This window comes from uncultured Prevotella sp., from assembly GCF_946407605.1.
Taxonomy (GTDB): domain Bacteria; phylum Bacteroidota; class Bacteroidia; order Bacteroidales; family Bacteroidaceae; genus Prevotella.
On sequence record NZ_CAMJOS010000003.1, the window covers coordinates 70,644 to 91,931 of the forward strand.

Annotated in this window: 24 protein-coding genes; 4 read left to right on the plus strand and 20 right to left on the minus strand. The window is 47.7% G+C overall.

The genetic code is table 11. The annotated features are described in order from the left end of the window. Window positions 1-26 precede the first annotated feature (26 nt). Window positions 27-662, plus strand: coding sequence for a DNA-binding protein (locus tag Q0R57_RS02240; RefSeq protein WP_294743492.1), 636 nt, complete (start codon window positions 27-29; stop codon window positions 660-662). 198 nt (window positions 663-860) lie between these two features. On the opposite strand, the gene Q0R57_RS02245 is transcribed toward Q0R57_RS02240, so the two are convergent. Beyond that, a complete protein-coding gene (locus tag Q0R57_RS02245) occupies window positions 861-1,232 on the minus strand; it encodes a GxxExxY protein (protein WP_294743494.1) in 372 nt (123 codons plus the stop codon). Window positions 1,233-1,483: 251 nt separating this feature from the next. Between Q0R57_RS02245 and Q0R57_RS02250 the strand changes: the two genes are divergently transcribed. Continuing rightward, complete coding sequence (locus Q0R57_RS02250; RefSeq protein WP_294743495.1) at window positions 1,484-1,918, plus strand: N-acetylmuramoyl-L-alanine amidase; 435 nt, start codon at window positions 1,484-1,486, stop codon at window positions 1,916-1,918. A gap of 72 nt (window positions 1,919-1,990) precedes the next feature. Here the strand turns inward: Q0R57_RS02250 and Q0R57_RS02255 are convergent, their stop codons facing one another. The 5 genes from Q0R57_RS02255 to Q0R57_RS02275 all read right to left on the minus strand — a co-directional run bounded on the left by Q0R57_RS02255 (window position 1,991) and on the right by Q0R57_RS02275 (window position 5,469). Continuing rightward, entirely contained in the window at window positions 1,991-2,992 is a 1,002-nt protein-coding gene (locus Q0R57_RS02255) for a type II toxin-antitoxin system HipA family toxin (RefSeq protein WP_294743497.1), read from the minus strand. After that, complete coding sequence (locus tag Q0R57_RS02260; RefSeq protein ID WP_294743499.1) at window positions 2,989-3,303, minus strand: HipA N-terminal domain-containing protein; 315 nt, start codon at window positions 3,301-3,303, stop codon at window positions 2,989-2,991. The genes Q0R57_RS02255 and Q0R57_RS02260 overlap by 4 nt, the downstream gene beginning before the upstream one ends. After that, a complete protein-coding gene (locus Q0R57_RS02265) occupies window positions 3,290-3,511 on the minus strand; it encodes a helix-turn-helix domain-containing protein (protein ID WP_294743502.1) in 222 nt (73 codons plus the stop codon). The genes Q0R57_RS02260 and Q0R57_RS02265 overlap by 14 nt, the downstream gene beginning before the upstream one ends. A 115-nt stretch (window positions 3,512-3,626) precedes the next feature. Then, entirely contained in the window at window positions 3,627-4,787 is a 1,161-nt protein-coding gene (locus Q0R57_RS02270; protein ID WP_294743504.1) for an energy transducer TonB, read from the minus strand. A gap of 43 nt (window positions 4,788-4,830) precedes the next feature. Then, on the minus strand, window positions 4,831-5,469 hold the full coding sequence (locus Q0R57_RS02275) for a hypothetical protein (RefSeq protein ID WP_294743505.1): 639 nt from the start codon (window positions 5,467-5,469) through the stop codon (window positions 4,831-4,833). Between the two features lie 219 nt (window positions 5,470-5,688). On the opposite strand from Q0R57_RS02275, the gene Q0R57_RS02280 reads away from it, so the two are divergent. Together Q0R57_RS02280 and Q0R57_RS02285 are read left to right on the plus strand one after the other, a co-directional pair. After that, window positions 5,689-6,051: a type II toxin-antitoxin system RelE/ParE family toxin gene (locus Q0R57_RS02280; RefSeq protein ID WP_294743507.1), complete on the plus strand. Its 363-nt coding sequence runs from the start codon at window positions 5,689-5,691 to the stop codon at window positions 6,049-6,051. A 1-nt stretch (window position 6,052) separates the two neighbouring features. Continuing rightward, window positions 6,053-6,361 (plus strand): helix-turn-helix transcriptional regulator, encoded by a 309-nt coding sequence (locus Q0R57_RS02285; RefSeq protein WP_294743509.1) that lies wholly within the window; start codon window positions 6,053-6,055, stop codon window positions 6,359-6,361. A gap of 51 nt (window positions 6,362-6,412) precedes the next feature. Here Q0R57_RS02285 and Q0R57_RS02290 read toward each other — a convergent pair whose 3' ends face one another. The 14 genes from Q0R57_RS02290 to Q0R57_RS02355 form a co-directional block, all read right to left on the minus strand. Continuing rightward, window positions 6,413-6,778 carry a hypothetical protein gene (locus Q0R57_RS02290; RefSeq protein WP_294743511.1) on the minus strand — a complete coding sequence of 122 codons (366 nt, stop codon included), beginning with the start codon at window positions 6,776-6,778 and terminating at the stop codon, window positions 6,413-6,415. Between the two features lie 17 nt (window positions 6,779-6,795). Then, window positions 6,796-7,758, minus strand: coding sequence for a S41 family peptidase (locus tag Q0R57_RS02295; RefSeq protein ID WP_294743513.1), 963 nt, complete (start codon window positions 7,756-7,758; stop codon window positions 6,796-6,798). A gap of 97 nt (window positions 7,759-7,855) precedes the next feature. Beyond that, window positions 7,856-8,902, minus strand: a complete 1,047-nt coding sequence (locus Q0R57_RS02300) for a hypothetical protein (protein ID WP_294743516.1) — start codon at window positions 8,900-8,902, stop codon at window positions 7,856-7,858. A gap of 15 nt (window positions 8,903-8,917) precedes the next feature. After that, the gene (locus Q0R57_RS02305) at window positions 8,918-9,577 is read right to left on the minus strand and encodes an outer membrane beta-barrel protein (protein ID WP_294743518.1); all 660 of its coding nucleotides are present in this window, start codon (window positions 9,575-9,577) and stop codon (window positions 8,918-8,920) included. 43 nt (window positions 9,578-9,620) lie between these two features. After that, window positions 9,621-11,219 carry a WG repeat-containing protein gene (locus tag Q0R57_RS02310; RefSeq protein WP_294743521.1) on the minus strand — a complete coding sequence of 533 codons (1,599 nt, stop codon included), beginning with the start codon at window positions 11,217-11,219 and terminating at the stop codon, window positions 9,621-9,623. Window position 11,220: 1 nt separating this feature from the next. Beyond that, window positions 11,221-12,756, minus strand: coding sequence for a serine/threonine-protein kinase (locus tag Q0R57_RS02315; protein WP_294743522.1), 1,536 nt, complete (start codon window positions 12,754-12,756; stop codon window positions 11,221-11,223). A 9-nt stretch (window positions 12,757-12,765) separates the two neighbouring features. Further along, window positions 12,766-14,208: a protein phosphatase 2C domain-containing protein gene (locus Q0R57_RS02320; protein WP_294743524.1), complete on the minus strand. Its 1,443-nt coding sequence runs from the start codon at window positions 14,206-14,208 to the stop codon at window positions 12,766-12,768. A 9-nt stretch (window positions 14,209-14,217) separates the two neighbouring features. Further along, window positions 14,218-14,871 carry an FHA domain-containing protein gene (locus tag Q0R57_RS02325; protein ID WP_294743526.1) on the minus strand — a complete coding sequence of 218 codons (654 nt, stop codon included), beginning with the start codon at window positions 14,869-14,871 and terminating at the stop codon, window positions 14,218-14,220. A 22-nt stretch (window positions 14,872-14,893) separates the two neighbouring features. Beyond that, window positions 14,894-16,141 (minus strand): hypothetical protein, encoded by a 1,248-nt coding sequence (locus tag Q0R57_RS02330; protein ID WP_294743528.1) that lies wholly within the window; start codon window positions 16,139-16,141, stop codon window positions 14,894-14,896. A gap of 12 nt (window positions 16,142-16,153) precedes the next feature. Then, window positions 16,154-17,722 carry an FHA domain-containing protein gene (locus Q0R57_RS02335; protein ID WP_294743531.1) on the minus strand — a complete coding sequence of 523 codons (1,569 nt, stop codon included), beginning with the start codon at window positions 17,720-17,722 and terminating at the stop codon, window positions 16,154-16,156. A gap of 35 nt (window positions 17,723-17,757) precedes the next feature. Continuing rightward, window positions 17,758-18,369 carry an FHA domain-containing protein gene (locus Q0R57_RS02340; protein WP_294743533.1) on the minus strand — a complete coding sequence of 204 codons (612 nt, stop codon included), beginning with the start codon at window positions 18,367-18,369 and terminating at the stop codon, window positions 17,758-17,760. Window positions 18,370-18,396: 27 nt separating this feature from the next. Continuing rightward, a complete protein-coding gene (locus tag Q0R57_RS02345; protein ID WP_294743535.1) occupies window positions 18,397-19,443 on the minus strand; it encodes a protein phosphatase 2C domain-containing protein in 1,047 nt (348 codons plus the stop codon). A gap of 1 nt (window position 19,444) precedes the next feature. Further along, window positions 19,445-20,383, minus strand: a complete 939-nt coding sequence (locus Q0R57_RS02350) for a serine/threonine-protein kinase (protein WP_294743537.1) — start codon at window positions 20,381-20,383, stop codon at window positions 19,445-19,447. Between the two features lie 90 nt (window positions 20,384-20,473). Next, complete coding sequence (locus Q0R57_RS02355; RefSeq protein ID WP_294743540.1) at window positions 20,474-21,223, minus strand: FHA domain-containing protein; 750 nt, start codon at window positions 21,221-21,223, stop codon at window positions 20,474-20,476. Between the last annotated feature and the right edge of the window lie 65 nt (window positions 21,224-21,288).

The window sequence follows — 21,288 nt, forward strand, 5'->3', positions numbered from 1 at the left end:
TTCTTCAATTCTTTAATTTTTTAATTATGTCTCAAAAATTTATTAAGTCTCAAAACAAGAACAGCTTCAGCCAGGCCTATGGCAAGTACTTCGCACAGGCTGTCTACGACAACCACTTCATCGGTACTGAGGAGCTCTCTGACTTCATCCAGCGCCAGGCCTCAGTGAAGAAGAGCGACATCAAGGCCGTGCTCCAGGAACTGGGCGAAGCCTTCAAGCACTTCTTCGAGATGGGCCAGAAGATCAAGCTCGACGGCATTGGCATCTTCAAGGTAGGCTTCTCAAGTATTGGTGTCACCAGGCTCGAGGACTGTGGCGCCCAGACCATCACCACCCGCCGTGTACTGTTCCAGCCCGAGACCACCCGCGTCGTTGTAGGTCAGCAGAAACTGGACAATGGTACCGTGAAGCAGAAGTACGTCAACGCCATCACCATGCTGAAGGATGTTGTCTTCGAGGAAACCCACGACAACGCCATGAACGTAGAGTCTGACGACTCGGGTAATGGATCCACGAATCCCTCGAATGGCACGAATAGTGGCAGTGGCTCAAACACCGGTGGAAACTCCGGAACCTCTGGAACTGGAGGTGACAACACCGGTGGCAACTCCGGCGGCGGCGACAACCCCGGCGGTGGATCAGGAGATGACGGGTACAATTAAAGTGGAAAGAGGAAGGAGGAAAGTGGAAAGAGGATAGATTCCGGGGTGATGCTATGCCCACCCAGTCAGCTGTCACGCTGAAACAAGTTCAATATACGGGCATGAAAGTAGCCTGATCATCCAGCCCCTTCCCTTTCCCTTAGCCTCTCACTGAGCTCTTTATTTTTATGTCACACAGATATCACAGATAACACAGATTTAATTCGCTATGCGAATGATGCCCTCCCTGATGTTATCTGTTGTGAAGTTCACCAAAAGGCCCATATGTTTATCAAGAAGCCTTAGGTATGTAAGCAGTTGTTTTGCAAACACTGGCTTCATCTCTTCGACTGACTTTAGCTCTACGATAATCGTATTCTCGATGAGCAAATCCAGACGAAGAGCAGTTTTGAGAACGTTCCCTTTGTAGTTAATGGGAACCTCCAGTTGCCTGGCTACTTGTAAGCCACGCTGCTGGAGCTCAAAACATAAGGCTTCTTCATAAACGGACTCCAAGAGTCCTGGGCCTAACGTGTTGTACACGTCAAATATAGCCCCACGTATTTGGTATGTTAGTTCGTTCTCTGTCATGATTCCGAAGGAATAAAAAATCTGTGTAATCTGTGTAATCTGTGTGACCTTTAATTAAACGTATTTCTTTTGATATTATTTTGTGTGAAATGAAAATCAATTGGAACAAAGTCATTAAGGTAGCCAAGTACCTTGTCACTATCGCCAGCACCATTCTCGGCACCCTCGCCGTCCAGGACTGTGCCCCTCTTATTCAGTAATAAAATTTCCGTGATTTCTGTGATTTCTGTGTGAGATTATAACTGTGTGAAATGAGAAGAATAGACCTAATTATTATCCATTGCTCCGCCACCAAAGTCACCCAAGACTTTTCCCCCGAGGACCTCGAGGCATGCCACAAGGGTAGGGGCTATAAGACCACGGGCTACCATTACTACATCACCAAGGACGGCCAACTGCACCAGTGCCGCCCCGAGGAGATGATCGGTGCCCATGCCCGTCGTTATAACGCCCATTCCATCGGCATCTGCTATGAGGGTGGCCTCGATGCCAATGGCGGGTCTGCCGACACCCGAACCCCTGCCCAGAAACGAGCCCTCATCGCCCTGCTTCGTGCTCTGAAGGTCGATTACCCCGATGCCCGCATCCTTGGTCATCGCGACCTTCCCTGGGTCAAGAAGGACTGTCCCTGTTTCGACGCCCGTGCTGAGTATTTAACTCTCACGCCCTTGAAGCTCGAACAGTAGTCCTCCTCCCAAAATCAATGAAACCTCAGTCCGCATTCCGCAGACTGAGGTTTTTTGTTGTGACATAAAGAATCAGAATGTCAACGTAACACGGCGGTAGTTATAGGACTGCCAGTAGTAATGCTTGAGCTTTTCTGACAGGAACGAACGGTTGATGAGTTCCTTGGCTAAGGGCTGTTCGGTGGCGAATTGGTTTAGTTCTCGTTTTACAAGACGAGAAGCCAGGCCTATACGACGACCAAACTCCTCGAAATCAGCTCGATTGACTGTCCGTGTATCAGATAGCTGCATTCCTTCACGGAACAAACCTTTATCGAGAGCAAAGATTCGGGGCTCGTAGAGGTGAAGGCTGGTATTGATGAGGTCGTAGGCAGGTGCCAGATGATACTCGCCATCGCCACGATTGATGAGTGAGAAGTTCTTCAGATGGGCATCATCATTGAGAATCAGGTAGTTGAAAACAACGATGCGGAAGAACTTCAACACCTCGACACTTGGAGCAGTCGTATATCTTGCAATAATCTCTGCACACTCCTCGTAGCTCAGATTGCTGTATTTATAGTCGCTGCCACCATTGGCCCTGGTCAGCCCAGCCAAGGAGGCAAGGTCTTCCTGCTGGTATTTGCTGCCATCAGGAGCAACGTCAAAACGACGTGTGACATAGGCCGCTTCTCCATCTTTGAAGAAACATAGGGCATTGGGGGCAGTCTCGATATGATAGACCTGCGAGGCTATCTGCATGCTCAGGTGTTCGTTGGCAGGGCAGTCCTTACGTTCCAGCAAGGCATACGAAGTCGGTGCTGGTTTCAGAATGTAACGACTCCGATCCTGGATAGATGGTCTTACCAATTGCTGGTCTTTAACAACCAGTCCTGCTTTGGGTTGAACACCTGATAGCGACACGCGTCCTACGTGCTTAGCATATTCCCCATCTTCTGCCTCTTCGTTGTTAGGACTATTAAAAGAGAGCACATGTGACACCTGGACACCATCAAACATCAGTTTGAGGGCCGCTGGCGAGTAGGTCTTAAAACCTTCTGCGAGGGTGGAAGGACAAACATTCAGTTCGTTCATGCGCTGATAGGTTTGATGGTTACTGCACCGATGGTGTCGTTCTGGGCCGTAGCTAAGAGTATGCCAAAGTCGTCGTTTTCATCGATATGCAATAATGTGGACTGCAACTGACGATTGGCGCCTTCTGAGAGGATGTTAAAGAAATAAGGAAAAAGGAAATCCGCCTGATAAGGAGCCTTTCGTACAGGCATAGCCAAGCAGACTGGCTCGCCATCATAGTCATCACGGTAGGCGAAAATATAATGGCGGTCATCTGTCTCTTGCAGCACACCGGCTTCTTTGTCGTGTACAAACACTTTACACTGCCTCATACGTCAATCTTTTGATGTGGAGGTCGATTGTCAGACCAAGGGTTTCGAGGATAGTCAGTAGGGTAGAGAGTTGAGGGTTACCCTCGCCACGCTCAATGGCAACAAGGGTGTTGATGCCCACGCCTGCCAAGTCAGCCAATGTCTGCTGGTTGACCCCCAAGTGCTTACGTCGCTCCTTGATAATAGTTCCAATCTCCTTCTGATTCATATAGCTATTTCACATTATATTGTGATTTCGCTGCAAAGATAGGAAAAAGATTTGAAAGTTCCAAGCAAAATCACAATAAATTGCGATTTTTGGTATTTCATTCTATATCTGTGTATCAGAACGGACCGAAGCCGAAGCCCCAGCGAGGAGCGGGCTGGGTGAGGCTGACATTCACCTTTTTGTTGTTCAGATTGATCTCAACGTAGAGGGTGCATTTCACTCGGACAGCCTGGCCCTCGTGCATGCCGGGCGTCCATTTGGGCATCGAGGCGATGGCCTTGGCAATCTCGGGGTCAAGGGCGGGGTTGACGGACTTGTCCACCTTGGCATGGGTGACAGTGCCGTCGGCCTCGACGATGAAGGAACAGGTGGCCATGCCGCGTACGTTGCTATTGTCGGCAATGGCGGTATATAAGGGGTTCTTCTTGTCAGCAAACCATTTCTTCATGGCCTCCTCGCCATCAATGAAAGCGGGGGCTTGCTCCACCTTGGGAGCGTCATAATATGGTCCACCATCCTTGGCGATAGGGTCGTCGGTGTGGTAACCGAGCACAAGGGTCTGATGACGGCGGTCCACCTGCGACCAGTCCACGAGCTCCTTGAACTTGTCCGTAAAGATCTCGGGATTCTCGTGATACACGAGGTTGTTCTCCTTCCACTCACCATTGTCCTTACAGGCGATGAGGATGCTCTGGCCGTTCATGTTGATGTGTATGGGCAGCTTCTTCGTCTCGTTCTTCATGCGCGTGGCCACAGAGGGGATAAACACATCCGAGAGGGTGAGCATCTTGCCGTGCACCACGTCGTAGACCATGCTGCGCTCACGGTTCTTCTGCACACTCTCCTTGTCCTGCATGGTCAACTGCATATAGCTGACGTGGTAGTTCAGGAATCGCTTCTCGTCACCACCCCTGAACGCCACCTTGATCTCCTCAAACTGTGCCACGGGACGGTCAAAACCCGTCGGGCTGACCACCTCGTCGTACTCCGCCATATGACGTTGCATGGCACTGTCCAGCGAGCTACACTCTTTCTCCTTGCCAAAGAGGACGCGCGTTATCATCTTGTGGAGTGGGGGATACTGACTGTGACAGTTGATGTCGGTGGTGACTTTGAACCACTGTTCGCCACTGCGCGCCATCTTCACGTCTTTCAACTGGAACATCTGTCCTTTGTTAGCTGCCTCTGCTGGCATAGCCGACGCAGGACCCTGGGCCCAGCACATACCACTAAACATGGCCAGGACCAGTAAGGTAATCATTTGTTTTGCTTTCATATTCTTGGTTCTAGGTTTTGGAATTAATAAATCTCGTTCAATGCTACACGACCACGACTTTATATGCTACGATACCTTTGATGGCATTGAGGTACTTGAGGACATACGTCTCGCCAGCCATCAGGCCAACCAGCTTGCCGTCCTGTATGGCTACCGTCACGCCATCGGCAAAGGTGAAGGAGTCACCCTCGTCGCATGCCAGCGTGCCTGACACCTGCAGACTCAGCGTCTCTGGCTGAACCCGGTAGTAGGTAAACGGTCCCATGTTGGTCATGACGCTTAGCACGTTGGCCGTCAGCTCCGTGATATACCAGTTGTAGCGTCGCTGGTATCCAAAGCCGTTCGACGACATGGTGAGCATCGCACCTATCTGCGCCCAAAAGCCGTATGTCATCGTGTCGAAGCCATATGTAAAGAAATAATCGTAGCCCGTATAGGTGTGGTCTTCGTTGATGGTCAGCAGCTCATAATAGCCCTGCACCTGACTGCCCCAGAACCAGCTGCTTTCCAGCTTAGGCTCTGCGGGTACGCTGCTCCCCTCCACAAACGTGATGCTGTCTATCTGGGCGAGGGGCACATCGGCTTGCGTTCCATTCTTATAATGGATGCGCAGATGGTCCTGGGCCTGGCAAACAGAGATGAGGCCCAGCAGACAATAAATGACTATTATCGCTTTCTTCATCTTCAACCGTTTTCTCTTTGGCTGCAAAGATAAAAAATATATCTGAACTTTACAAATAATTGGCAGATTATTTGTAAGAAGACTACACTGCTTTTGGTGAACCGCCTATGCAATTCTTCTTGCATTTTAATATTAATTTCAACTACATCATGAATTTTTCTGCGAAAATATTTGGAGAATGTTCACTAATTAGTTATCTTTGCAGAAAAATTGAGCAAAATGCCGAAGAAAGAATATAAAAGGCAGATGGTGGCTTATAAGGACTACTTCAAGGAGTTCAAAAAGACGCTGTCACTGCGAACATTAAAAAAGATATACCAGATATTCCTCTACATCATGACATTAGATGTCATTCCAGTTACCTATTTGAAATCAATAGCGGGAGTAGCAGGACTATATGAAATCAGAGTTGAAGATGATGGCAATATCTATCGTATCTTCTGCTGTTTCGATGAGGGCAATCTGGTGATTCTGTTTAATGGATTCCAGAAGAAAACCCAAAAGACGCCACAAGGTGAAATAGACAAGGCGAAACGGATTATGAACGAATATTTTGAAAGTAAAAACAAGAAAGGAGAATAATATGACAAAAGAAGAAATGAAGGAACTGAATCTTACACCGATTGAAGATTTCATTACCGAAGATTTTGGTGCAGAAGGAACCCCAGCAAGAATGGAGTTTGATGCTGATGCCGATGCTTTCATATTGGGAGAGCGTCTTAAGGAGGAACGCCAAAGGGCTGGCCTTACACAGGAACAGCTAGCTGATAAGATTGGGACAAAGAAAAGCTATATCTCACGTGTCGAGAACGGACATACAGATATACAGGTCTCTACACTCTTAAAGATATTCCAAGGATTAGGCCGCAGGGTAAGCCTTACCATCTTATAATCAGCAGCAATCAACATCCGCACCTGACTGAGATTATCAGATGTGAATACCTTACCTCTTTTTCATCGCGTCTTCGGCCCACTTCATTCTGAGGAGAGCCTTGTCGCGAGCCTCCTTTGCCCAACGGAGACGGAGCTGGGCCTTCGACATGGCATCATTAGCCCAATTGGTATACAAGCGGGACTGGTTATAGTCCTTCTTCTGGGCATACTTCTCAGCTTGACGGGTATAGTTGTTCGCCTTCTCCGTTAACTGCTGTGCCTCCCGTTCATACTTCTCTGCCTCTTCATTATACCGCTGCGCATCGCGCAGATACTGCTGCGCCTTGTCGTTCTGTGCACATGCTGGCACTGTCAATGGTTGCCACAGACCAAGACAAAGAATCAATAATACGATTGTCTTAATAGTTGCATTCATAGTCTTTAGTTCTTTTTTTATTGAGCAATCTGTTGCAGGGCGACACTCAAGAGCGGCTCGTCAATTTTTCCTATGTCGCCAACAAACGTCTTAGAACCTCCTGGCACCAAGAAGTCTGGGGTGAAGCCTTCATCAGGCGTAGTCTCCATGACACCGTTATAATACCTCATGGTAATAGGATGGAGTTCATAAAAATACTGAGACTCTTTGACAGTGAATGAACCCACGCCTTTTCCAACAGTTTGCTCACCAATAACGATAGTTTTAGTGAACGGTCTTAAACACACGATAAAGGCTTCGCTGGCTGATGCCGTGCGATTTGAGGTTAAGACATATACACGCTGCATGTTTAGAGGATAAATAGGGGTGCCCAATAATCCTTCATAAGAAAGAGGTGGATATTCGTAGTTTTCCGACTCTTTGTCCTGTCCGGTCTTTCTCAACAGCTCAGCAGTTACGACATCATTATATACCTTATGCTGAAAGACGTGTCCATAGGCCTCTTGTGCAATCACACAGTTACAAAGATACCGGCAAACAGAGACGTAGCCGCCAGGATTAAAGCGCAAGTCTACAATCAATTCATCAATCTGTTCTTCCCAAAACCTCTTCATAACAGGCACCAGTTCAACAGCATTGGAAAAATTCAAATAGCATAAATAACCTACTTTCTTGTCGGCAACATGGTATATAGAGTCCAGCAATACGGAACGTTCATCGTCACTACGGGTCATAGAAGTATATGGAGCATCGCCCCCATCGTCAAAAACAATAGAAGTAGGACCAGAGTAATTGGTGTTATGAGTGCAATAGGAAAAGCGATCCTTAGGTGATAATAGGGTTTTGAAAAACTCCGAGGGCTCTAGAGAGTAATCGCATTCCAATGAGTCGGGCAATTCAGAACGCCACAAATAGTAATGATTCATCTGCTGATAAATCCAACGACATTCAGCAGCATTCAACTCTGCACTTTTATCCACATAAGGATGTTCCTCTCCTTGAAAATCATCAGGGGAGGAACATCCAAAAAGGAGTATAGCAGTAACTATCGATAATGAATATCGAAACCGCATCTATTTACAGTTTTTCCAATAAGTCCAGCACTCTCATACTCTTAACAGGAGAACTTGGAACTGAGTATTGTGGACTTGGAGTTGAGACGTTTTTCTTTGCAGGAGCGTTTTGTCTAGCGCTTGATGTGCCATTAATCTTGCCATAATAATATGTTACCCCATTATTATAATCCTCGTCGCACAAATCCAGAATGAATACATATTCATCACCAGCTTTCAACGAATAAATTGTAAGATCAGGAGTAATAGCCTCATCAGTTACGCTACTAGTTGAATAAACATACCTATAGCTAACGTTATTCATGGGGAAAGAGAACGAATACCTATAAGTGGAATTAATACTTGCAAAGCTACTTTCCTGCGGATTAATATAGGTGAGTCGCCAGCTGTATTGATTGTTTTTATTCTCAGGGGTCGTTACATATTGTCCATTACTATTGAAAGCGAGGAAATCACATGTTCTATTCGCCTGGAGTTTGTATTCAGTCACATTTGAGAATTGATGGATATTGAGATACTCTATCAAGATTAATGCACCCGCAGCCTGGGGATTCAACGTAAATGCTTCTGAACCAGAACTGACAGATACATTTTTCGAGGCCACACCGAGTATTTTGTTCTTTCCACCAATATATCCCGCATCTGACAGCTTTAAAGTGTTGATATTGTCTTCACCAGTCATTGTCCAGAACTCAAAACTCGTGGCTTCATTTTTACGTTCAACAACATCTGTAATAGCCAGCAGCGTATAATTGCCTTCTGGTAAATACAAGATAGAATTCATGATACTGGCATAATTTGTCAAGTAATCTGTAGCTTCAGCTGCAAGGAGTCCTTGGTCATTATATGCCAAAACTCTTGTACGCAACTTATAAGAAGTACCAAACGACTCCAATTCACCGGCGACTATCTCATACGTAAAAGGAGCAATAACATTAGAGGGATCTACTTTAACTGCGATGCCCTGAGAAATTTCCACTTCGTCATTGGAACAGGAGGTAGCGAAAACCGCTGCAATGGCAATAGCCATCATTGATATATATTTTCTCATAACCATATTTTTTAATTAGAACTTAAAGATGTTGAATTTATAACCAACGGATAAGCTGATGGCACTGACCTTTGTTTTGAAGTTCTTGGACACATCGCTCGTTCCTAAGTTGTAACGAAGGCTGGCAAACATACCGCTCTTTGTTTCGTAGCTGGCACCTATGCACGCTTTGACATCGAATCCCTTGATGTCGCCCGTTGCTATGCGAGCATTCTCAGCATAGATATAATCAGGCTTTGACGAGAGAGTGCCACAGAAGTTGGGACCTACCTCAATATTGAAGTTAGGAGTCAGATAGAACTTCATCAACACAGGAGCCTCGAAATACGAGAGTTTGATGTCGTCACTACTCGTGCCAATGGTGTGCTGAACATAGCTTGGTTCAATCTGGATGCCAAACAGACCTGTTCCCGGGTCACTGCCTTGTGTACGCTTGCCAAAATGGGCCGCAATCACAGCACCGCCTCCAAAGCCAATGCCACTCTTCAGACCGAGATCAACGTCATCGTACTTGCTCATGGACGAGAAATTGCCTTCAGCCTTGATACCAATAGAAACGACATTCTTACGTTTGTCGAGGCCGAAACCATTACCTCCATCATCATCACCAAACCCTTGTGCGTTTGCTGAAATTGCCATCATCATGATGGCTGCTAAAAAAAATACTTTTTTCATACAACAATTTTTAGATTAATACTATATTTATATTTTAAAAATTTTAATAGAACGGGATGATAGGTATCGTCACCTCCTGACTGGACTTGCCGTCGCTAAGCGTAGCACGCACCTTGGCATAGCGCTCCTTCTTGACATTCGTAGCAGCGGCAAAGGTCGTCTTCGAAGTACTGCGTCCCTTGACATTCACACGCTGTGTGCCGACATTCTTTCCATCGACAACCAATGACACACTGGCAACGCCCGTCTTGTCGCCACTGTTGCTGACCGTCACAGTGACATAGAACGTATTGTTGACACCAGCTCGTTTACTGGGAGCCTCAGGACGTGACAAGGCAAAGGAGGCTATCTTCATCTTCGACTCAGCAGCCGACGGACTATTCTTGGTTTGTGCTGCCGTCACCTTCACCGTTTCGCCTACAGCAACAGGCTTGATGACGTTATAGCTCACCTCTCCCTTATCTTTCCAGATGAGCAGGTTACCGCTCCACAACTCCAACTGATAGCTGACGCTCTCACTCTTCTTGGGCACTGCGGCGGGCAGGAACGAGAAGCTACGATGTGCTCCCTGTGTACTATTTGCCACAACGGCCATCTCACGTCCCTGGTTGTCAATCATACGCAAACGCACAGCAGCATCATCGTATGACTCTGGCAGGTTCAGCTGCAGGAAGCCTTTGTCAACCTCGTTGCCCACAACTTCCATCTTGCTGTTTTCCAACTGATGCGAGAAAGATCCTTCCTGGAACTGCAATACACCATTCTGGCCTTTATACTGCACATTGGCATATTCTCCGCGTACGGGTTCGGCCTTGTCCAACTGGGCAGGAAGCACAATGGCACCATTCTTCTTATAGCCATACAAGCCGTTCTCCTGATAGACCTCATAGCTGTTGTCTACGGAAGCCTGTTGCACTTGTTGTCTGTACAACTGAGACTTGTCGCCCACGGAGTGGTCGTCTTTGTTGATTTTCAGGTCTGCCGGCTTCACCTTGTACTGGCGCAGAATACGGCCCTTCCTGTTGATGACATATCCCTTGGGGGTATAGCTGTCACCACTATAGACCACGGCCTCCTGACCAGAGAACGTGGAGGCAAATACCAGATTACCATAACCAGCTTCCACGGGAAGATAGTCCATGAAGCGGTTGATGTAATAGGCCTTGTCGTTGAGCATCACTGAGGCAAAGCCCTCACTGAAGGGGTATGCCAACTGGAACTGACACGGAATGGCCATATTGCCATCGGTACCCAGATAACCCCAACCACCAGTACCCTTTACAGGCATCTTGCCGTCGCTGAACCACATATAGCGGGTGGCATAGACAGTCTCAGTGGGTACCAGCATCTCATAGTCTCCCTCTGACAGCACACCCTCAATGCGCATCTGGTTGCCGTCCTTGTTCATGACGAGGGCATAGCCATCACGGAAGGGGGAAATGCTATCGTATTTTACAGGAACGATTTCCTGCTCGTTCAGGTTCACCAGTCCACACTTACCGCCTTTCTTGACCTTCAGCAGACTGCCATAGTTCTCTATCTGAGCAGAGGTGGGACGAACAGCCCATTGGACCGTTTGTGCAGACAGCATACCTGTCGACAGCGTTCCCAGCAACAATAATATAGTGCTTCTCTTCAACATATTACTTATATTTTTCTATTTGTCTTTCTATTCGGTTCACATAGTCGGCATCACTATTTTTCTGAGCATACTTCAGGGCCTCCTGGAAATACTTGTCAGCTTGGTCAAGATCGCGTTCAACGGCTTCAGTACGCATCTCACCGCCCAGGAAGTCACAACCCAGCTCATACAGGGCACAATAGTTCTCAGGATCGGCCTTGACGGTCTGCAACAACAGCTCATGAGCCTTCTTGTTGTCTATCTGGATACCAAGGGCTTTCTGCATCATCAGCACGGAGTCGGGAGTGACATCACTGGAGCTGTTGCTTCTGAAATACAGACGACTCAGCAGGAAGACTGCATCGGCATCCTGGTCCTCGGCCATCTGCTCCAACTGTTGCAGACCTTCTTGAGCAGTTTCTGGCGTCTTCATCATATCTGCTACTTTGGCGATACCTGTCAGTGTGGGACCATCATGAACAACCACTTTTTCTTTTATTGTAACGACTTTCGTTTCTGGAGCGCTCAAAATGTAATAGATACCGACGCCAGCCAATAACACCACGGCAGCAGCAACGGCAGCGATAATTTTCTTCGTGTTGTCTGCCTGACCAACAGGCTTGCTGTTCATGGTTTCCAAAGCCACTCGCATCTGAGCCGAGGTCTGATAGCGTAAGATCTGTTTCTTCTCGCATGCAGTAGCAATAATATTTCTCAGCGCCTTGTTCTTAATGACTTTCAATGGCAGCTTGTCCTTCAGCTGGTGCTCCAAGATCTCGTGGCGCGCACCGTCAAAGGGCGTATGCCCCACGATGCACTGATACAGCAGTATGCCCATGGCATAGATATCAGTTGTCTGATCCTGGTGCTGAATGTCTCCCAACACCAGTTCAGGAGCTGCATACTCTGGCTTTCCCATGAACTTTCCGGCTACGGTCAGTCCCTTGTCGTTGGTGGTCAGGGTCTTCATCTGCTTGGCAATACCAAAGTCAATCAGCTTGATATGACCATCTGTGGTAACCATGATATTCGATGGGTCAATGTCGCGGTGGATATATCCTGCATCGTGCAAAGCCATCAATCCTGAAAGAACATTGATGACAATAGTACGTGCGAAATGTTCGGAATCGTTCTTGTAATCAGCCAAGAGTTTCTCTGCAAAGGGGACACTATTACCATCGCGATCAGTCGTTTTTCCTTCCATCAGGTCCGACAAGGACACGCCTGTTAGTAACTCACTAACGACATGGTAATGCATCTTGACATCGCCTAATGGTGTCTTTTCAGCTATCTCGATAAAACCTAACATCTCTACCAGATTGTCGTTGCGCAACTGGATAGATGCTTCTCTGCGTGCTCGCTCAATGGCATGTGGTGGCAAGTCATCAAACATGAATTTGATGGCTACAGGGCGTGTGTGACCATTTCTCTCGTTAATACACAATCCCTTGAATACCTGTCCCATTCCACCAACACCTATAGGCTGGTCGTTAGAGTCAAGCTGGTAGAAGATGCCTCTTCTTTTCTCTGATTCTCCTTGTATTCTAATTATTGACATATATCTTGTTTATTGATGATTCTTTATCTTCTCAACTTTTGGCAGAATCTCTTTTCCTATGACGGTTTGCGTAGGTGAAGCCATGACATAGCGTTTGGGATTCTTGCCTTTAGGCCATATATTCTTTGTGCAGTCAAATGCATCTCCATTGACAATCTTTTCTATTGACTCGATGGTCTGCACCTGCTGCTCAGGCACTTTCGTCTTCAGTTTAGAAAGCAACTGTTTGACATTGTCAGTACATGACTTGCTTTTCTTGATGGCCTCACTCTGTTCCTTCTCGTTAATGTCCTTCAGCGTGTTCAACTGACTGACAAGCTGGTCTATCAGTTGTTCGAGTGTTTGTCCGTCCTGATTAGACTTAGAAGAGTCCTTCGTCGAGGCCGAGTCTTGTTTTTTTGTTATGAGGCCAATCTGCTTCTTTTTAGCATCAATCTCCTCACCGATGATAAGGGGCTGGTCATCCTGATTATCCTCTTCTATGATTTCTCTCCGAGAGGAGCTACCAGCGTTTTTGTCAGTAGGCTGTGGGTTGATGTTGACTTCTTCAGCCAAGATACCCGTCTGCGAGTGGTTTCCCATCTTGATGAGGCAGACAATATTAAAGACAATGCTGATAGCGAGCAGTGCTGATAGGACTGCAATGATTATTTTAACTTGTTTGCTCATCTTTTCTTTTAATATGGAGTTTGTATTGGTTTCTAAGATAACAAGCGTGTGGTTGTCGTGACGACCACCAGACGCAAAGCCTATCCGGTCAATCTCGGCAGACATGTTGGCAACCTTTGATGAGGTATCCACCATGGCGGTCAGTCGCACAAGGAGGTCTTCTTGAGGCATGATGCCCCATACACCATCCGTACAAAGCACGAAACGGTCGCCTTTCTGATAGGGCACCTCGTCAATGTCTGCCACATGATTAGAGGTGTTGCCAAGTCCGCGTGTGATGACATTGGACTGTGGCGACACACGGGCCTGTTCTTCGGTAATCGCCTTGCTGCGTACCAGCTCGCCTACCAGAGAATGGTCCTGTGTGCGGAACTTTACTTTTTTGCCTCTCAACTGATAGCAACGGCTATCGCCTAAATGTGCAATCAGTGCCGACTGCCTGTTGATGAGGATGCCTACCAACGTTGAGCCCATGCCTCTGAGCTCTGGCACTTGCATCATCTTTTCTTCCAAGGCGTCGTTGGCTCTGCTCACAGCCATCTTCAGGGCTGTGGCGGGAGGCATCTGCTCACCGCATTTGCTGAGCGTGGTAAGGAATTCGTATTTGGCAATGTAAGATGCCGTCTTACCCCCAGGGCCACCACCCATACCATCGCATACGACGAGGGCAAACCCCAGTGGGGTTTCCAGAAAACCAAAGTCGTCTTGGTTCTCCGGGCGCCCCCCTTGCATGGAGTTTGCAGCGCCATATACCTGATATGTTGGTGATGCTATCTGGGTCATCGTCATTGTTTAAAGTGCTGACAAGAGTGCAGCATAGAAGATAAATACGCCGAGTATAGACAGAATATTGATAGCAAAAACAATGATACCGGCAATACCCCAGCTGTGTTGGGTGCTCATGAAATCAGCAGCACTGCTCCAGGTCTTGTTCTGCCATGCCCATCGGGTGCCATATACACCAAAGATGATGTTGGGTATCGGGGATAGCCAAAATAAGAACATGGCAATTAAGAATGCCCACCAACAGCCGTTGAAGAATCCCCAGATGGGATACAGGGCAAAAGCACCCCAGTTCCATTTTGAGACATCCACCGTGGCGTTGTTAGCCATCGTGTTAGGCTGATAAGGCTGATATGCGTATGGCTCTTGTTGCATGGGCTGTTGAGGTGGCATCTGTCGGGCGTTCATAGGAAAGAACACATCAATCTGGTTCCAGCTTATCTGATATTTTCCTGCAGCCATAATCGAGTCTCCATGACGAATGGGTACGGCACGATGTTTTACACTGACATTGTTGATCAACGTACCATTACTACTATTGTCGCGATACATCAGCTGATTGCCATCATAATAGATGGTGGCATGATGACTGCTCGCATAGATGCATCTCTCGTCGAGATAGATGTCACAGTCTTTGGAGCGTCCTACGGTAACTTCCCTCATTATCATATGGCCTGTTCTTTAATTATTTAATAATAAAAGGTATAGCCTTCTTGTTCTTGGCATCATACAAGGCGAACACGCCCTGACCGCCTACAATATATTCGGCCTTGGTGGTGTGGTTCACACTCGTCTCGATGGAGACAGGACGAATAGTAGAGTTCACGAGGTCGCGATAGCTGACGCCATAAACAGTCTTCTTCTCTTTCTTGTTCTCAATCTTGTTGACTTTCACCACCTGGTAGGCTTCCACGTTAGCACCATTGGCATTGCGGTATTCCACCGTCACCCTTGTGTTGTTCTGAGGATCCTTTTTGATAACGACTTGCTCGCTCAGACTGTCGAGCACGTTGTTTTCTCCCTTTTCAGAGATGCTAGTGATGAAGACCTCCTGACGGTTAATCAATACGTCACCCTCTTTCAGCAGAACGTCGAACTTAGGATCAAACTTGGGATTCTCTTCCTTGCGCGTCTCAACGATGTCGGACAGTTTGATGCTCTGGATGGCACCCGACTGCTGCTGTACCAGGAAGTAGTTCTCGGTATCGTTGTTGCTGGTATAGTTCTGCTCGATGATGATACCTTTGGTCTCGTTGCCGTTCTTGGTCTTGACGATGTTCAACAGCTCACTCTGTGCAAAGATGTCCTGATTGGGGTTGATGGGACGGAAGGTGTATTTTATCACATCGTTGATCTTGAACGACTGACGTATGCCATTATTCAGATACAGCGTCAATAGAGAGTCTGTCTCCTCGGCATATTCACCCTCGAACTCCATGCCCGACTTCAACTGGAAGATACGGTTGATGCCCGACAAGGCCGTCTTTGAGCGCTTTTCACCCTTGATGGCCATCACATCTTTCCATGCAATCAGATAGACGTCGGGTGTCATTTGCAGATACCTTACTAACTCACCGCGCTCGATAATCTTGACTCTTGACACGGTCTTCGACTTAGAGGTGACGTCGGCCAGATAGAGGGTCCGGTTGTTACCGGCACCCTCGAAGGCCTCATTCTCCTCAGCCCAGTCCACCCAGGCCTTGTCTAACTCATTAACAGAATAGTTCTTCTCATTGCTGATGGTCACGTCTTTACTCTTCAGGCATATCTCTGCGATATCAGAATGGAAGGTCAGATTACCATTGTCGTCCTGCTTCTGAATATATCCGCTCAGCACAGAACCATCTTTCATATAGATTTTCTGTACGATGACGGCTTGAGCACTGCTGGCAAATGCCAATGCAAGTATGATAAATGATGCTATCTTTTTCATAAGTCTTGTTTTTTAATTACGTGCTTTGTTTTTATCGTAGAGCTCCTTCAGATGCTTGATGTTGCAGCCATAAGCCACTTCTGTGCCTCTGAAGCTTCCGAAGACCACGCCAACGAGTCTGTGGTCCTTGTCGATGATAGGCGAGCCACTCTGTCCACCTACGACATTGCTCTGCAGTTGGAACATGTTATCATCAGGTGTCTTGCTCACGTATGTTCTGTGAACGGTAGGCAGGTACTCGGTACCTTTCGCAATCATATTCAAGCCTGTGCCAAACTCAGAGGGGTAGCCAATCGTGGTCAGCTCTTCTTCCTGAGGAATAAGTGACGTTTCATCCAGTCTTGCTTTCTCTATGTCGAAGAAACCGCCATTGACGATGTCATCGGGTGTCTTCTTAGAGTTCAGACGTATCAAGGATACATCCTTCAGCGGATCACCGCTTTCTGCTATCACCTGACAAGAATACAGGTCGGCTATGGTGGTGAAGTTAGTACCAGTCAGTGCCACACCAATATATTCCATAGAACCCGAAATAACGATTTCAGACTTCTGCAGGCGTGAATACCATGCCACTGCGTCAGAGCTGGAAACGACACCTGCTTCAATGGCATTGTTCAACAAGCGTACAAGGTCCGTGTTTCTGTTGTTGAGCAGCTTCTCCATGGTCTGCTTGATGGTCTCCACAGCATCGTCGGTCAGATACTCCCATGGCAAGGCGATATGACGGTTTGTTCCCATCTCACCATCTTTGGAGATGAAGAATGCCGTGCCTCTTGCGCCGAGCGGAGAGATGGTTGAGCCAGGCGTGCCTAAGCTGAGATTGCCTTTGCTGTCAATGCCGAAAGTCCATTTCTCGGGCCAGCTGGCAATCTTCCCCACGAAAGGATCATCCTTGTAGGTCACCTGGATATAATACTGCTCAAACACACAAGCGGTAGCTTTCTCCAGTGCTTTCATGCTGGGCTTGCCACTATTGCCTAAGACACTGTATAATCCGAAGCCCACTCCAACGAGCACCAGGAGAGAGGCTGCTACGCCGAGAATCATCTTCCATGACTCGCTGGGCCACTGGATGGCTGATGCCTTCAAGTTAACAGGTACGCCACCGCAAACCACGGCACTGCTTTTCTTGATGCGCGTGGGAACGTTGGATGCAATCTTATGACCATCGACTGTGGTACCGTTCTTACTATGATCTACGATATAGACCTTGCCATCACGTCCCACCTTGATGGTGGCATGGTAACGACTGACGGTGTTGCCAGATATCTGGATGTCGTTGTTGAAGTGAGAACCAATGCCATAGATAGCCTTGTAGGCAGAGTTGTCCTCGGGCATGGGCACCTGACTCCACTGCAGTTCCACATCGGCAAAGCGTACGGCATCACCACGTCTGATATTGACAGGCTTGCCGGGCTTGATAGGCTGGTTCATGACGAATGTGCCGTTACGGCTACCTTTATCTTCCAACTGGATGTCGCCATTGTTGAGCAAGGTAAGCTCAGCATGCAGGGAGCTGACACCTTCGCTATACAGTACGATGTCGCAGGAAGCATCGCGTCCAATCTTTAAAAGTCTCATAATCTTATAGTTTTAGTTGTTATTAGCATGATGAATTAACCGCGCTGGCGATTTGTCTTAGGTTCTTCTTTCTTAGGCTCTTCGGGCTTCTTGACATCTTCCTTCTTCGGCTCTGCGTCCTTCTTCTTGACAGCAGGCTTCACTACTGTGTTCTTGCGCACTTTGTCAATAGAGTCCTGAACCTGCTTCTTGATGGAATCCTCCTTCTGCTTCTCCATTTCTGCCTTCTTCTCTTGTTCAGCCTTGATCTCAGTGGAGTCGACAGTGGCGATGCCTTCATTGCTTTCTTCTGGTGCAGCCTGTCCAGACCATGCCAGATAACCCCATACGCCGCCGCCAACCAATGCCAGGGCAATAACGCCAATGATACCCCAGCGGATGATGGATGCACTGGTGTTAGGAATCTGATTCCAGTCCAGGCGGGCAACATGGGCAAAAGAGATATTGTCCTTACGGGTTACAGGTACAGGGACATTCGATGAGATGCGAATGCCGTTAACATAGGTTCCGTTGTGGCTCTGGTCCACAATAGTCATTTTTCCTGAAGGTGCTACGTTCAGGATGGCGTGCCGCCTACTGATGACATCAGTATTGTCGTCGATGACAATATTACAGGCGGCATCTCTTCCGATTGAATAGACTTTCATATAGTTTATTGTTTCTTGTTATTATTTCTATTTAACAGCTTGTTTTACGATGTTTACCTTGGCTTGAATGGCTTTCAAGTCTTTTTCCTTCTTGGCAATGGTGTCAGTCAGGCTTTTGATGCTGTCAGTTTTGGCTGTCACCTCTTTCTGAAGCTGTTCCACCTGTTGCGTGAGCTCTTCGGTATCGGGCTTTGAGGCACATTGCACAACGTTGAAAACGATGCTGATGGCAGCCAGTGCTCCCAAGAGCATGAGCATAAGTTTAGTTTGTTTAGACATTTTAGGCTTTAGTTTTGAATTAATACGTGTTTCTATAAGCGCTAAGGTCAGATTATCGTGACCACCGCCTTCTCTGCGCCCCAGTTCATCAACAATGGTTGCGATATTGTCTGTGATAGGGCCTAAGGCCTTACCTTTCTCTGTTGCCAAACGAATCAGCTCTTCTTCGGGCATGGTGCCGTGAATGCCATCAGAGCACAGGAGGAAACGGTCGCCTTTCAGATAAGGCACTTCCTGAATGTCGACTTCCACATCTGGCTTGACACCCAAGGCTCGGGTGATGACGTTAGACTGGGCTGACAGTCGTGCCTGCTCTTCTGTGATGACTTTCTGCCTGACGAGGTCGAACACCATGGAGTGGTCGAAGGTGCGGAACACCTTCTTTCTCCCTCGCAGCTGATAGATGCGGCTGTCGCCTACGTGAGCCACATAGGCAGACTCCTCGGTCAGGAGCAGCACCGTGGCAGTAGAGCCCATGCCTTTCAACTGGGGATTCTCATTGCCAGCCTCTATGATGGCCATGTTGGCACGTCGTATGGCCTTGATGATGACGTTGGCACTCTCTTCGTCTTTGTTGGCTTCATCAATACCTGCAATAATCTCATTGACGGCAATGGTAGATGCTGTTTTTCCACCAGGACCGCCTCCCATACCATCACACACGGTGACTACAAAGCCCCGTTCAGTACTCTTTGAAAGATAGGAGTCTTGATTTTCTCCTCTTCCTCCAATACGCGACTCTGCAAAGGCTATGAAGAAGTCTTTCTCGTTTGAATGCAACTGTTTAAGTTCCATTTTATATTAGAATTACGATTATTATAAAAATGATGATGGCCAAGGCCGCAACGATGCCGACGACCAATACCCAGTACACCTTAAACCATTCGGCCAGCTTTTCAGAGAAGGGAGGGTCGGGGAGAAGGGCTGCCTCGATAGCTGCCTTAAATTGCGCTGCCGTCTGATACCTTTTGGCCTGCTCTTTCTCTGTGGCTTTCCAGATGACGTCCATCAGTTTCTTGGGAATCAAGTCGCTGTAAGGCAGTGGTGTCTTCATCTGACGGGTCAGTGTCTCTGCCTCGACATTGCTGGCCATGGGATTCTTGCCTGTCAGCAACTCATAGAACGTGATGCCCAGCGCGTAGATGTCTGTTGTGGCATTGATCTGTACGCAGGTACCATTCTGTTCGCGCGTAATCTGTTCCGGGGCAGAATACTCTGGTGTGCCGATGAATCCGAATGACGAGAACTTATTGCCGCCATTCATGCGGGCAATACCCAAGTCCATCAGTCTGATGTTCGAGTCGTTCTCCACCATGATGTTCGATGGCTTGATGTCACGATGAATCACCCCACGGGAATGCACATAGTCCAAAGCATCCAAGACGGAATAGATGGCTGCACAGATCTTCTCAACGCGGGTAGGGGAGTTCGCCAACTTCTTCACAAAGACATCGATATTCTCGCCCTGGACGAAATTGCTCAGCATAAATATCGGACCGCTCTCAGGGGCATATTCGCAATAGCCCACCATCTCTACCAAATTCGGATGTCGGAAAGCCAGGGAGGCCTCCTGTTTGGCACGCTCACGTATCATCTTGTTGTTGGCATAGGCGTCTTTCACCCTTTTGATAGCCACGGGAGCACCATTCTTGCATCTGAAGCCACGATAGACATCACCCATGGCTCCGCTGCCAACAGGTGGTTCTTGTGGGTTGTAGCAGTACCACTCGTTCATGACCCATAAATAGATATACGGGTCACCTTTCCTTTGTACTACTGTTCTTCTTATCGGATTTGGCATCGTAAAATCAGCTCGATGTGTTTCTTAGAGACCTACAGTGCCACCCTTGTCTGAGTATGGATTTGAGCCATCCAGACCTACGGTGCCACCAGCGGCAGGATTAAAATCATAAGGATCGAAGCCAGTGCCTGCTCTGGTAGGACGCTGACTACCGGGGAAGAAGGGCTCTGGACCATCGTCGAATACCTCCTCCTCGTCTGCGGTCTCAACGGGGATGAAACCTTCCTGGACTTTCAGTCCCAGTGTGGCTGCATCAATCAGGATCAGGAACAGCTCATAGTTGTCGCCGATGGTGATGATATCGCCATTCTTACATTCCTCGGCAGAGAAACCTAAGCTCTGACCATTCAGCATGGTGCCATTGGTAGAACGGGCATCACTGATAGAGGCAATGACCTTCTCGGGGTTCTTCATCTTTCTTACAACCAGTACAGCATGATCTGTTGATACGGTACCTTCCTTCAGACAGATGTCACAAGAAGGAGCCTTACCTATGGTGTTCTGACCAATGTGCAGAGGCCAGAATTCTCCTGCCGGGGTACGAGAAACCGAGTAGAGGAAGCCTACCACCGGCTTACCTGTAGGATTGGCAGACCGTTGTTGTGGACGGTTGTCTGCAGGCTTCTCAGGTGTGTTAGTGCCCATGCCGGGAATGACGGTGCCACGAGAGGCTGGCTGTGAATTACGAGAATAGAAATTTGAAGATGAACCACCTTGACCGTAGTTGGCATCTGATGGCTCTAAACCTGGGATAACAGTTTTGTTTTGTGACATAATACTTATGTTTTAAATTAATTGTTGCGGTAATTATATGTTATTTTTACACCTTGATGTGCGTT